The sequence below is a fragment of the Bradyrhizobium sp. 139 genome (assembly GCF_023074175.1).
In the GTDB taxonomy this organism is placed as follows: Bacteria; Pseudomonadota; Alphaproteobacteria; order Rhizobiales; family Xanthobacteraceae; genus Bradyrhizobium.
This window is the reverse complement of the sequence record NZ_JADPKS010000127.1, coordinates 1-13,798: the sequence shown is the minus strand read 5'-3', so window position 1 is coordinate 13,798 and position 13,798 is coordinate 1. Positions and strand designations below refer to the sequence as shown.

Annotated in this window: 8 protein-coding genes and 2 riboswitches; of the genes, 3 read left to right on the top strand and 5 right to left on the bottom strand. The window is 56.1% G+C overall.

The genetic code is table 11. The annotated features are described in order from the left end of the window. Positions 1–213: 213 nt before the first annotated feature. Positions 214–387: a hypothetical protein gene (locus IVA80_RS29045; RefSeq protein WP_247438023.1), complete on the top strand. Its 174-nt coding sequence runs from the start codon at positions 214–216 to the stop codon at positions 385–387. Between the two features lie 221 nt (positions 388–608). Here the strand turns inward: IVA80_RS29045 and IVA80_RS29040 are convergent, their stop codons facing one another. From IVA80_RS29040 to IVA80_RS29030, 3 genes are all read right to left on the bottom strand, one after another. Further along, entirely contained in the window at positions 609–1,775 is a 1,167-nt protein-coding gene (locus IVA80_RS29040; protein ID WP_247438020.1) for a hypothetical protein, read from the bottom strand. A gap of 384 nt (positions 1,776–2,159) precedes the next feature. Then, on the bottom strand, positions 2,160–3,242 hold the full coding sequence (locus IVA80_RS29035) for a GntG family PLP-dependent aldolase (protein ID WP_247438018.1): 1,083 nt from the start codon (positions 3,240–3,242) through the stop codon (positions 2,160–2,162). A gap of 275 nt (positions 3,243–3,517) precedes the next feature. Then, on the bottom strand, positions 3,518–4,948 hold the full coding sequence (locus tag IVA80_RS29030; protein WP_247438017.1) for an NAD-dependent succinate-semialdehyde dehydrogenase: 1,431 nt from the start codon (positions 4,946–4,948) through the stop codon (positions 3,518–3,520). A gap of 793 nt (positions 4,949–5,741) precedes the next feature. Continuing rightward, a riboswitch (glycine riboswitch) is annotated at positions 5,742–5,839 on the top strand. Positions 5,840–5,841: 2 nt separating this feature from the next. Continuing rightward, positions 5,842–5,930, top strand: a riboswitch (glycine riboswitch). 64 nt (positions 5,931–5,994) lie between these two features. Between IVA80_RS29030 and IVA80_RS29025 the strand changes: the two genes are divergently transcribed. Beyond that, the gene (locus IVA80_RS29025) at positions 5,995–7,230 is read left to right on the top strand and encodes a D-amino acid dehydrogenase (protein ID WP_247438026.1); all 1,236 of its coding nucleotides are present in this window, start codon (positions 5,995–5,997) and stop codon (positions 7,228–7,230) included. Between the two features lie 268 nt (positions 7,231–7,498). Here IVA80_RS29025 and IVA80_RS29020 read toward each other — a convergent pair whose 3' ends face one another. Continuing rightward, positions 7,499–7,975, bottom strand: coding sequence for an Lrp/AsnC family transcriptional regulator (locus IVA80_RS29020; protein WP_247438025.1), 477 nt, complete (start codon positions 7,973–7,975; stop codon positions 7,499–7,501). Between the two features lie 2,171 nt (positions 7,976–10,146). Here IVA80_RS29020 and IVA80_RS29015 point away from each other — a divergent pair. Then, positions 10,147–10,623, top strand: coding sequence for an Lrp/AsnC family transcriptional regulator (locus IVA80_RS29015; protein ID WP_247438015.1), 477 nt, complete (start codon positions 10,147–10,149; stop codon positions 10,621–10,623). Between the two features lie 344 nt (positions 10,624–10,967). Here the strand turns inward: IVA80_RS29015 and IVA80_RS29010 are convergent, their stop codons facing one another. After that, a complete protein-coding gene (locus tag IVA80_RS29010) occupies positions 10,968–12,383 on the bottom strand; it encodes an amidase family protein (protein WP_247438013.1) in 1,416 nt (471 codons plus the stop codon). Between the last annotated feature and the right edge of the window lie 1,415 nt (positions 12,384–13,798).

The following is a 13,798-nucleotide window of genomic DNA, read 5'->3' as shown; positions in this document are numbered from 1 at the left end:
GTCGGATTGCCGATAAACAGACCCTCGTTGAGGAAATCGCCGCATGGGAGCACGACCGCAACGCCAACCACGCCAAGGCCAATTGGCAATTCTCAACCTTCAATGCCCGTATCAAACTCAAGCACCTCTACCCCGCAATCTGAATGAATCGGGCGACTAGTTGCTGATAAGAAGTCGAAGCGCCCATTCTCGGAGCCCGGACGAGTGGGCGCAATGGCGATGCAAATTGCCCATGAACAGGGTCTGATCCTGCGCGCCATTGGCGATACTCTCGCCCTGTGTCCACCTTTGATCGTGACAGAAGATCAGGTGCGCCAGATTATCGAACGAATGCGGCACATCATCACCCTGACGATCGAACGCATTCCCGCTTTGGGCGTCGCTTGAAGCGCGCCGCAGTCGGAGCCGATGATCGTCCAGCTTGAAGTTATAGCGCTCTTCGGACCGGCACGCCGATAAAACACCCTCGATACCATTGGGATCCGCCTTTCAAGTCGACAATGAAAGGCGGATCCAGCTACGTGATGTTTGTGAAGGCCGCCGAACCTATCTGACACTTTCGACAGCGGTGAAGATTGCTTCGTGCATTCAGCCGAGGCCGACGCCGCTCATATACAAAATGCAAACTCCAGATTGTGGTTATTCGTTGCTTCGGCGGCCCAACCCCACAACGACTCAGCGTGAGTGGCATATGCCGAGGTTTCGTCACCACCAACGATCATCCCGTACCACTGATTTTCCTTGGTGACGGCCCCTGCAAAGGAAAAGCCCTGCCGGAGTGCTGCGCCTGAATCTCCTGGACGACTGATCGGCAGCAATATGTACATTGGATGCCTATGTCCAATCATCAAGGCATCCGTAAGTGATGAAAGCCTCTCGCTATCGAACAAATCAATCGACTTCCTTATCGTGATCGCCGAGATTCGCGCCAAAGTATCGGCAGTCCGGTTTGCACCACGAAATGCGACAGGCTCCTCCTGCAGAAGCGACGAAATCGGCTTGATTACTGCAGCTCGCACAGCTCGCCCACGCCAATTGAGTGCCGCAGGTGCCTTCAACTTGACCAGCGATGCATCAAGGCGCGTCTCGACGATTTGCTGTATTTCGCCGTCGTCGCTCATTGAATGATGACTTGTTTTTCCGAGGCAAGCGGAATGCGATCCAAGCCGCAGCTTCCAAACCCTACGAGGTTCCTCCACTAAAGCTTCTGATCCGAGCCGAAGAATGTGTCCACATGTCAGGGCAAAAACAGGCTGATCATTGACCAAGAATATTCCACAAATTGTTCCGTGAACGTTTGGCGCTCGCGAAGCCTCTTGAACTCTCACCCCCGCGTTGCCGGTTGCTGGTCCTGACTTACGATAGATAACGGGGGTTTTGTGATATGATCTACGGTTCAGATATCTGTCTGACCAGTGGTGGGGATGAATATCAACGATGATTTCAAGTTGCGGCGCTCGTAGCTCCACATAAAGGTGTGTGGGTGGTCGATTGCTAACTCGAAAGTGGTCCCCTGACAGGCCATCGGCGACGATAGCGACTCCAATTTTCTCTTTCAATTCCTCAAAGATCAAATCCCGAGCGTGTGGATCCCAGTGCAAATCCCTAACAATTGTCTGCCCGCGCCAACCTAGCCGCGTTTCGATACACTCAGGGGCAAATCGGAGATGTTGTCCGGTGGTCGCCTCTGGCTCGACATAGTCAGAAAGGTCTCGGTCGAAGAAGTCTCGCAAACGTCCAGCGAAGGCAACATATCTGAGATAGTCGACTATCATGGTGCATCGGCCGCTGAGAATTGAGGTTGAGCATGCCCGTGACCACCACCAGGCAGAGAAATAGGAAGAGGCTCAACACTCCGCATTCTGCGAGATTGCCTTGGACACGGGTTCTCGATTAATCGTTCTACAGCGCTCATAGAATGCTACCTTGCGCTATCGCACGACATGCCGCCCTGCATCGTGCAGTGCGTTCCTGGTTTAGCTGGTCTGTGAATGCAAGGTTTTTCACCTATTCTTCTATACCGGGCTGGCCCTCGATAGCGACAAGTCAACGTGATGCGGCATCGAAATATTTCGGTTGTGTAGCGCCAAACGTGCGCGGCTCGTCTTCGATCCAGTTTGATAACTCGCGCCGTTATGCCGCGCACGCCGGTGACCCTTTCACATAGCAAAGAGAGTAGCTGGGCGTGTCAGATAGATCTCTGCGAAAACGATCAGGACGCGCTCAATGGAAGATACATCGACATGACGGTGCACAACAAGCCGCAACCTGTCTGTTGAGACAGGTGCTGTCAGCACACCATAATCAGACAGCACTCTCATCCATTGTTCGGCGTCCGCGACGCTCCTTCCAACATTGACCAAAACCATGTTGGTCGCAACGTCAGCAGGATTGACCAAGTGCGGATCAACTCGGTGCAGGCCATCGGCCAATCTCCGCGCATTAAGATGATCGTCAGCCAGACGCTGGGTACATTCCTCCAGCGCCACGAGACCGCAGGCGGCCAGCAAGCCAGCCTGGCGCAAGTTGCCGCCAAACATTTTGCGAAATCCGCGGGCACGCTCGATAAATAAGCGCGATCCTGCCAATACCGACCCAACTGGAGCGCTCAGTCCTTTCGAGAGACAGAATGTCGCCGAATCCGCGAATGCAGCGATAGTTGAAGCGGGAACACCTAGCGCAATGGCTGCATTGAAGAGGCGCGCGCCGTCGAGGTGCACGGGAACACCGGCCTGCCAGCTCTTTGTGCAGACATCACGCATATGGTCCAGCGAAAGAACGGCTCCCCCTACGCTGTTCGTCGTCTCCATGCATACGACCGCCGTGCCAAGCGAATGCGATGTCAGGCTAGGCGGCCGCAGCCAAGCCTCGAGTTCGTCGATATGCATTGCTCCTGCACGGCCGGGTAAAGGCCGCGGATACAAACCAGCCAGCAAGGACAGCCCGCCCATTTCCGAACGAAAAATGTGCGACGAAGCCTCGCCGATGACCTCGCCCCTGCAAGAGGAATGCGCCAGAATCGCGACGTGATTGCTCATCGTACCCGAGGGCAAAAATACAGCCGCCTCCTTGCCGAGCAAGGTTGCCGAAGCCCTTTCGAGCTCCTTCACAGTGGGGTCGTCGCCACGACCGTCATCGCCAAGCTCTGCACTGGCCATGCGGCTAAACATAGCGGGCGTCGGTTTGGTCACTGTATCGCTGCGCAAGTCGATTACCGGCCCAACAGCTGTGAATTTTTGCATCCTAATCCTGCGGCCCAGGCTTCATTTCTGAACCGCGCCCTTTGCTAGTAGTCGTAATTTTCGCTGCACTCGATGAGCGGGGTGCAACCCAGCTTTCCGGACTGAAACGCTGCCTGATCCAGGCGCACCCAAGAATGAAAGACTTAGCGGGTGCGCCTGCTCTGCAATCATTAGCTTATTTCGGCTCAGTCACTTGCTCGCCCTTCTGCTCGCGTTCAACCAGAGAGAATGGATCACGAGCGATCAGCCAGGACGTTGAGCGACAGGTTTTAGAACTATAGGATATTGGCAGAGTTGACGAGCTTGAGGTTCTGGAATGCTCTCACTCCCTCAACCCCTCCTTCGTAACCATAACCGCTCTGCTTGATGCCGCCGAGTGGCGCATCAGCCGACACACCCTTGAGAAAGTTTACGCTGACAGCCCCCGTCGAAAGGCTCCGAACCATTTGTTGCTGAAGGTCGGGGGAATCGCTGAAAACATAGGACGCCAGGCCATATTCGGTCGCATTGGCCTCCTCAATTGCTTCTTCGATCGTATCGAAAGGTGCAACGGTCAGGATCGGTCCGAATGGTTCTTCGTGAAGAATCCGTGATTCGGGGTGAACGTTGCTCAGAATTGTTGGCTTCCAATAGAACCCCGGTCGATGGAGGCGTTCTCCACCTGTTTCAACGCTTGCTCCGCGAGCGACTGCATCCTTCGTTAGGCGCTCCATCGCTTCAAGGCGTCGTGCATTTGCCATCGGGCCCATGCCCGTCTCAGGATCGTCGGGCAGACCGATCTTGATCCTTTCAACCGTCTGAACGAGTCTCGCCAGGAAATCCCGATAAATCGATCGCGCGACCAGAATGCGACTCGGAGCATTGCAGCTCTGGCCCGCAAACCTAAACTTGTATTCGGATATTGCAGAAGCCGCCCGCGACACGTCTGTGTCTTCGAAGACAACTACAGGAGAGTGGCCGCCGAGCTCTAGAATGCACCGCTGCAAGTTATTTGCTGCAATCCTCGCAAGTTGCTTGCCTACCGGTGTTGAGCCAGTGAAAGACAGAACTCGGACGGACGGCGAACCGAGCAGGTGTTCGGATATCATCCGAGGATTTCCGAAAACAAGACTCACAACGCCAGGGGGAATCCCCGCCTCCTCGAGAGCTTCAACCAGGTGGACGGCCGCGCTCGGAGTTTCCTCAGCAGCTTTCAGGATTACCGGACAACCCGCTGCGAGAGCAGGGGCGACTTTCCGGGCACTGAGCACGGCTGGGTAGTTCCAAGGCGTGAATGCAGCAACTACACCAATTGCTTCCGGCACGATCATCCGATTCTGATCTATCGGAAATGAAGCCGAGACTTTCTCTGCGTGAATGCCATTCCACTCCACGGTTTCGATCGCGCGCGCGTACTCGCCGTTCGCGTCAGCCAACGGCTTCCCCTGCTCTCTAGAAAGAGCAGCAGCCGCAACCTCGACTTTCCCCTTCAGAATCTCGGCAGCCCGAAGGAGGAGCGCCCCTCGCTCACGAGCAGGCGTGTTTGACCAGCGCCGCAAACTGGCTCGTGCAGATGACAAAGCGTCCTCAAGATCCGAGGCGGTGGCGACGGCAACGCGCCCAAATTGCTGCGCGGTGGCGGGATTCAAAAGCGGCAGATCATCACCGTCCCCACCTAGCCGCCACGCTCCATCGATAAAGAGTTTGTAATTTTCCCTCTCGGACATACGTCTATCGCCTCTCTGCGTTCTATTTATCCGGACTAGGTTCAAGATCACCGGACAACAGTCGGGCCGATTGCCCGTGTCCCTTGAACCGGAAAGTCATCGACCAAAACCCAGCGGATGGAGTCAGCCCAATCATCGGCGCGCCGCACTTTCTAGGATCGGAATGATCTCATAGATCCAGCCTCGATGGTCACCACCAGCATAACGAAATAGCGCACTTCATGATGCAGCGTGAGAACAGCGACCAAATGTCGATTGCTGCTTGCCTTGCAAGCAGCAGTCTTTGGTGATTGATCGGCGGAACCGACCGCGCTCGATACGCTCACACCACTTCGCACCTCACCGCAATTCCTGACCCGCCGCTGCATTTGAACGTCCTAAGCGTTCTTTGTTGAACGCGACCTTAGGTTCAGGATACCGATGCAGCGAACATATTTGCGTCGGATGCAGCAGAGTTTGGAGGATTTCCTGCGAGGCGCAGCCATCGAACGCCGCGATTCACCGCGCTTCGCGTGCCTTCAGGCGAAACCTGTAAACGCATTTGAATTCGGCGGGTGCTCACGGTTGGACCAAGATGTGCCGGAGCGCGATCTCGGCGACGTTGCAAGCGCGATTCAAGAATCGAATTGAGTTTTGGCTGCGGATCGAAGAGTGAGTTCTTGGTCCCTCTCTTGTGACAGCGCACGTTTTTATCGCGATGTATGAGTCCGTCTGCACGCATAGACATTTGTCGAAGTTCATTGCCCGACTGCTTGACAGGGCGCGGTACGCCTGAAAATATTGTGAGGTCTGACGATGGTGTGCGGGAGAGTGCGATGAGCCGACAGGCGCATCGTCGCCGACGGAGCAACTCCCCAAGGAAACTCTCAGGCCCAGGACTGCACACCGAGGACAATCTGGAGAGAGGTGCCAAGCGGCATCCACCGAAGGGGACCGCTATTCATTGGATAGCGGACGAAGCTCTCAGGTTCACGGACAGATTTGGGGACGGAGTTATGGCGAAGGCCATTTCCCCGTTTCATTTCATTTCTGTCCTGGAGCACACGATGAGCATGATCACAATTATCGGATCCGGTATCACCGGAGTTACAACCGCCTATGCGCTCGCCACGCGTGGCTATTCGGTCACGGTCTTTGACCGCCAGCGCTATCCTGCGATGGACACCTCGTTTGCCAATGGTGGTCAGTTATCTGCAAGCAACGCCGAAGTTTGGAACAATGCAGCAACCATCATAAAGGGCCTGAGATGGATGCTCCGCAAGGACGCCCCCCTTCTTTTGAACCCAAGTCCAAGTCTTCACAAATATACTTGGCTGGCAGAGTTCATAGGTCAGATCCCCCATTATCGTCGCAATACAATCGAGACGACAAAACTGGCGATAGCCGCTCGCCATCATCTGTTTGAGCTCGCCGATCGGGAAGGCATCGCTTTTGACTTAGAACGACGGGGGATTTTGCACATCTACTCCAACAAGGCTCAGTTCGATGCAGCATCTCGTGTGAACGAGCTGCTGCGCGAGGGCGGACTTGACCGGCGCCCCGTGACGCCCTCCGAAATGCGAGCGATAGAACCCGCGCTGCAAGGCGAACACTTTGGCGGATTCTTCACTCCCTCTGATGCCACTGGCGACATTCACAAGTTTACGCGCGGTCTTGCTGCGGCCTGCGAGCGAAAGGGAGTGCGTTTTGTTTTCGGGGCACAGATAAGCGATATGCGAGCAGATTCGGAAGGTGTGCTCGTACGCTGGCAGGAGGGGCCCTCGAACCATGAACTACGCACTCATAGGGCAGTGATCTGCGCTGGAATCGGCAGCCGGCGGATTGCTTCGATGCTTGGAGACCGCCTAAACATCTATCCGGTCAAGGGATATTCCATCACGGTGAATCTCACTGATGAAGCAAGCCAGAAGGCTGCGCCACATGTTAGCCTCTTGGACGAGGCCGCCAAGATCGTTACCAGCCGGCTTGGAAAAGATCGCTTCCGTGTCGCTGGAACGGCTGAATTGAACGGCGAGAACCGGGACATCCGTGCGGACCGCATTAGACCTTTGGTGCAGTGGGTGGAGCGGTTGTTTCCAGATGTTTGCACCGCCCAGGTGGTGCCTTGGGCTGGCTTGCGTCCGATGACACCTAACATGATGCCCAGGGTTGGGCGGGGCAAACGGCCGAACGTTTTCTACAACACCGGCCATGGTCATCTCGGTTGGACATTATCGGCAGCGACGGCCGAGATGGTCGCCGACGTCATCACGAGCGATGCCAGAGCCACGCATCGTCAATAGCCATTGGTTGGTGGGGCCTACTTGGCCGGCAAGACCATGCTCCCAGCCACGAGCTGGGAGCTATCGCTATTTCGAAGCTGCCCGATTTGCGATGGGGCAACAGCAGACTTGCTCGGCAAGACATTGAATGCGTAAGAACTCATCGGCGGGCCCAACACATTGGCCGGGGAGTGGACCGGGTACGTACCACATTGTCAGGGCCCACCGGACTGAAATCGTTGCAGGTCCGACCTTTGTGTCAGAAGTAATGATAATGACTTGATAGACGTCAATTCTCGCAAGGAATCTCGATCGGGACGGCAAAGCCCGCTTTTACACGATCCAATATTACCATCGTCTTGAAGCCCTTGACATCCGAATTCTCGTAAAAAAAACGTTGAGTGAACCTGTCATAATCTTCCATACTCCGGGCGGAAATGTAGAGGACGAAGTCGGGTTCGCCAGTAACGGAACAGCCACTGACGATTTCAGGGCTCGATTTGATGGTTTTCTTAAACCTGTCGATTATGTCTGGGCTGTCACGCTCTAAGTTAACGAATACAAGCATTTGAATGGGTCTTCCTACCGCCTTCGGTGAAACGATAGAGACATCGCCCTCAATGATGCCGTCCGAACGTAGCCTCTTCAGTCGCCGCTGACACGCGGTTGCAGAAAGCCCCGCCATCTCACCGATCACGTCAGAGGTGAGACGGTTGTTCTTTTGGACGATTTCGAGAATGCGGGCGTCTATTCGATCGTATTGCATACGGGCTCCCCTCCCGGTAAATCCGTCGCAAAATGCCTGCCCCATGCAGGAAAACCTCCCAGCGGCGGCCAAGCGCGACGTAAATCAGACTGTGACATTATCCTGAACGCTAGCTGCGTTCAATAAATGACCGCGCGAAAGTTTCATCCCCGCGCTGGCGAGACAGCCGTGACGGGGCGCCTGCCCTGTGTGAATTCTAGGGCGGATGTTTTTGAAGCCCGGGCGGCGTGATCGTGAGCCAAGTTTGCGGATACATGCGGCTGCGGATCTCTTTCCCAAGCGCATAGAACGCGCAATTTGTTTTGAGTGGCGCCTGCTTCAATTTCATAGGGTTGCGTTGCCTTGCATCAATATCGGCCCCTCGGGCACGCTTTTGGAAATCGAACTGCTGCCATTTGAGTTCTTAAGATCGAACTCAACCCGGCCGAGAAGCCAATGGTCCAGCGCCTACCGATCGTGCGCAGACTCCTTCGATGAAGTCGAAGACATCGCCCTGCCTCGTCTCTAGTTCTGCAACTTGTTAGCTGTTTCCTCGATCCCGGGTGAGGAGAAAAACACTCCGCCGGGGCGGCTCGTGCGGCAAACTGCCGTTCGCCGCCAGACGGTCATGAACATTGCATCGCCGCACTAATCGACCAGAGGACACTCGGCGCGAGCGCAGTCGATCAGCGCCGCAACCTAGAACCAGCCCCTAGGCCGCCGAGAGATACGTGAGTCGGCGATCCAATCGTGGCTTCAACGCTCGGCGGTGAACTCCCGGTCCGGGAGTTTCGCTGGCGACTGGCTTGAGATCGCCGCTGCGGCAGTCGCAGTTGCGCTCAGGCCTTGCAGGAGGCATCAACCGCTCGACGCGGTGTAAACCGCAGTTCGCCGCTCGCCCGTCGGCGAGCAGATCGCGCCAGACGCGGCGCCCATATACGTGAAGGCTTGAAGGCGTTTGCGACAAAGGTGGCCATGACCTTGTCGTCGAGTAAACGCCAGATCGTCTGGCGTTCGCGATGAAGCAGATCCTCATGTCAGCTTTCGCGACGTAGGCTGGGACTTTTCTTAAGATGTCCCGCTCAGATTCCACTCGGGACTTTCCTGCGCAAGCTCCGTTGGATCTCTCGCTGTTCGGGTTTCGTGTGTCCACGTCGTGGATGGGCCGGATCGGCTCCAAACTCCTTTAACCAACTCTGAAGCACGTTCTCAAGAAGTCGAGGCCGCGTACGGCCTGAGCAACGGAACCAATCGCGGCTGTCACTCGCCTCGCCGCGTCAACCTTGAATTCTCGGTTGAACTTCCAGCGTCCCATCGCCCGTCTCCCGCCCGTGAAACACGTGATCCCGGTGTGACATCGAACGGCAGCAGCTCATAGTGCAGCAAGCCGTCCATCTAGGTCTCCGGCACTGAAGCTTCCTGACCGGGCGAATCGTCGACGCTCCCCTTTTGAAGGATCACACTCTCAGAACCGATGACGGCAGCAACTTGGTGTCGACAGAAGGGCGGTCAGGTCCTATATGCCAACGCTTCGCAGCCGATGCCTACAGAAAGCGGGGCACCAAAGCTGTGCATCATTGATCACCTCGAAGCCCACTCGCACACACGACTGGCCTCACCGTGCGGATTTGGCGCGAGCCGGAACGTAGCTTGACCGTGCGGCTCCGGCATCGTCCGTGATCACGTCAGAGAGAGAGAGAGAGAGAGAGAGAGAGAGAGAGAGAGAGAGAGAGAGAGATGCGGACCCCGGGTGAAGAGGCGCAAGTTGACCTACTATGTTCGAGGTCGAGAGTTGCGGCAGCATCCGGATCGCCTCTTTGTCCGCTGGCAATCCAGTCTCGTGACCGAGCCGCTGCGCCGCCGGATCGGTTCGATTCGTACCAGACGATGCTTCGGTTCAAAGATGGAGATCGCTCGCTGCATGCACGTAATCCCGATCGCTTCGCGTGGCGGAGTTGTAAGTGCCTCCGAGAATTATGCGAACCCAGAATCCCTAGCATCGGAACGGATCGAATACGCAGTTTGCGTCGCATCGTTTGAAGGACCATTGAACTAAGACGCGGCCAGTTGTTGAAATTGCTTCGTCAATCAGCATACTGCTGAAGACATCTTTACGTCGCATTGGCATTGAGATGATTTCCTGCGCACTGCAGGCATTTTGCGATGAAATTCATCGGAAGGGACGGGGCCGTATGCAATACGATCAAATAGACGCCCGCATTCTCGAGGTCGTGCAAAAGAACAACCGACTAACCTCCGAGGTGATCGGCGAGATGGTGGGGCTTTCTGCAACCGCGTGTCAACGACGACTGAAGAGGCTTCGTTCGGAAGGCATTATTGAGGGCGATGTGTCTATCGTTTCGCCAAAGGCGGTAGGAAGACCCATTCAAATGCTCGTGCTAGTGACTTTGGAGCGGGAGCGTGCGGATATAATTGATAAGTTCAAGAAGGCTATCAAATCGTCTGCTGAGGTGGTCAATGGATTTTACGTCACCGGCGACGCTGACTTTGTCGTATATATTTCCGCGCGCAGCATGGATGACTATGAGCAGTTCACCCGGCGGTTCTTCTATCAGAATTCAGACATCAAGGGTTTCAAGACGATGGTGATTCTAGACCGCGTTAAAGCAGGCTTTGCCGTTCCAATAGATATTCCGAGCGAAGATTGACACGCTGACCCCGGTGGCATTCGTTTTCGAAGATGAGGGCCAAGCACCGACCAATGTACACGCGGACAAAAAACAAGAGTCGCGTAGAGAGCGGCAACATCGGCGATGTTTTCCGGGATCCTGTTGACCGCTTCCCGTCAGACTAGAGAAGCCAGGTATGGGGATATGCCCGACGGCACCGCTTCTGAGCACAGTCAGCTTACGAACAAGATGAAGTATCAAACGGCCTCTTGCCGCACGGTCTGCATCGATCGTGTAAATCCCATCCCGTGCATGACGGCGCCGGGCTGAACGGGTGTGCGGTAGCGAAGCTCCGCGGACCGGACGCTGTCGCGATATGATCCTTAAGTCGGCTCCCGCGGATCGATAGGCGTGCTGTCGCGCATGCCCAAAATATCCTCAAGTATTTTGGCGCTGGCCAACAGTTGCCCCTCAGCACGTGGTGCGGCCACTATTTGCAGGCCGACCGGTAAGCCGGAGCTGGTGAAGCCGCAGGGAAGAGATAGCGCCGGACAACAAGCGAGCGTGATCGCAGAGGCGATAGCGACCCAATCTACATAGTGATCAAGTTTCTTGCCGTCGCATTCGGTGACATACCGATCTAGTACCGGGAACGGTTCGACAATGGTCGCAGGCGACAGGAGCAGATCGTACTCTTTAAAGAACTCCACTGCACGCGCCGCCATCGTGAGGCGCTGCGTCTCGGCGCGCTCGATCTGCTCGACCGTAAGTTTCAGCCCTTCCTCAATGTTCCAGATGACCTCTGGCTTCAGCAGATCGCGGTGGCTGCGCAATAACGCAGCTTTGCTGACCGCGAAATCAAAGGCGCGGAGCACGTGAAAGCATTCCCGCGATTCGCGAAAATCGGGATGGGCTTCCCCAACGATAGCGCCCGCTTCCACAAAGCGCGCGGCGGCTTGGCGCGTGATCGCGGCAACTTGCGAATCCACCGGGGTGATGCCGAAGTTGGCCGAATAGGCAACCCGCTTTGGTCGCTTGCCGGAGCGCGCGGCCGAAAGGAAAGAGTTCGGCAGCTTTGGCAGCGACAGTGGGTCTCCGGGGTGTTCACCGCTCATCGCGTCTAACATCAGCGCGACGTCCTCGACGTTGCGGGCCATCGGTCCCGGCACACCAAGATTACGGTCGATCTTGAATTTGGGTGTATGGGCAACTCGGCCGATGCTGGGCCGCAGGCCAACCACACTGCAGAAGCTTGCCGGATTCCGGAGCGATCCTCCCATATCCGAGCCATGCGCAAGCCATGCCATCCCGGCGGCAAGCGCCACTGCAGCCCCACCTGAGGAGCCGGACGCCGAGCGCGCCGGATTCCACGGGTTGAGCGTTGACCCGAACACCTCGTTGAATGTGTTGGCGCCAGCGCCGAACTCGGGGGTGTTCGATCTTGCATAGATGAGCGCACCGTTCTCTTCGAGACGCTCGACGAGGATATCCGATCGCGTGGGCACGTTGTTCCTAAAGATCGGCGAGCCCTGAGTATTGCGCACACCAGCGACGTCAGTGAGATCTTTGATCGGCACCGGCAAACCAGCGAGGAGACCACGCTCGCTGACGGGCTTCTTGATCAGGACATCAGCATGTTTTCGCGCGCGATCAAAACACAAGATCGGCAACGCGTTGAGCTTGCCATCGACTTCGGTAATCCGTTCTTCCAATACATCCAGTAGATCGAGTGGCGTCACTTCACCTCTCGTTAGCTTACCGATTACCCCGCACGCAGTATCGCGGATCAACTCATGCACTTCAGCACCCCATATGCTTCGCCATCCATCTTCTGATGAGACGAGCGAGTTGCGACAACGACTATGTTTGTCCCAGACGTACCCCTGGACGTCCAAGACAGAACGGCGGTCTCAGCTGGACATGGAGAGGCGGCACCGACCAGCTTCACCTTTCCGATGCGATCAGCGCTTAGCCCTGCATGGCCGCTGACAAACGCTCGCTTTCAGCACCATCCGCTCACCTGGAAGCTGTCGTTGCGTGCGCGTATTGAATTTGCACTTAGGGTGGACCGTTTGTTGAGCGCTGCCTGAGAAGAAATTACCGTCTCGCGGAGATGAAATTCAGCGAAGAACGCCCAATAACGCGCATACATTCTGCAGATTTTCTGATCCCGCGCAGAACCTCAACGCGAATGAGGGCGCTCGTCCCAACTGTAATATTGGGATCTCTGTCGGATTCTCTCAAGTGTGTGGGAAATCATGATGGAGCGCGTCAATTCGTATTCGAAAGATCTCCTTCTATTTCAATATATCAACTGTGACGCTTCTTGAGGATGCCGGCTTCAGCTCAGAATGTAGAGACCGCGGTCGGATGATCCGGCTGAATGCGGAAGCCGCCGGTGCCAAAAAGAGAGGTCACACGACGACAACATAGTTGTCGCCTTTGGGCGAATGCTAGGCGGTCTGGCTTAATTGGGAGTGGGACACGGCCGCTCATCGGGGCCTATTCGCGAAACGATGACTGCACCCTCGGATATTAAGCGCCGGGGCCGCCACCTGGCTGTAGCCCCGGCCGCAATGCCCGCTGGGTGATGGGCTGCTCGATTCTTGAGCTATGACCGCTCAAGTTCGGTCCTTACTGGCCGACCGACATCAAGAAAGCGACCAATCGTGGGACTTAAGTCGTTAACGCATTCTACCGGGGAGAAACTGCGCCTAGTCTTCAGCCACATGCCGCGCTCTCGTACATGTGGATCCAAGAAACCCTCCGCGAAATCGCTGGGCCGCAGGGTATACCGGCATTTGCTAGATCGTAAGCTAGTGGTCGACTGTGTCTTTCGGGAACAGTCCTTCGCACATCACCATGATCTCCCTGCCGTTGACGACGCGGTCGTCGTCTCGATGGGTTCGGCTTGGTGCGAGCTCTCGACACGCTCAAGTGGCGCGGGGCGCGCCAACAGAATGTCGGACAAGGACTCCGCAGGCGTAGCGCGTAAGGTCAAGAATCTAGATGCATGAAAGCGTAAAGCGACCGACATGGCGATTTTTGTGGAACTTGCTCTCGCAAGTTTATGAGAAAAAAGGGGCCACCCTGCAGGAGCGGCCCACTAAGTCAGGGAGGAAACGCCCCCTTGGGAGGCCTCTGGGATCAGGCCGCAGCCTGTTCGACCGGCGAGTATGGCAGGCCAAGGCTCTCGGCCACGGCCTTGTACGTT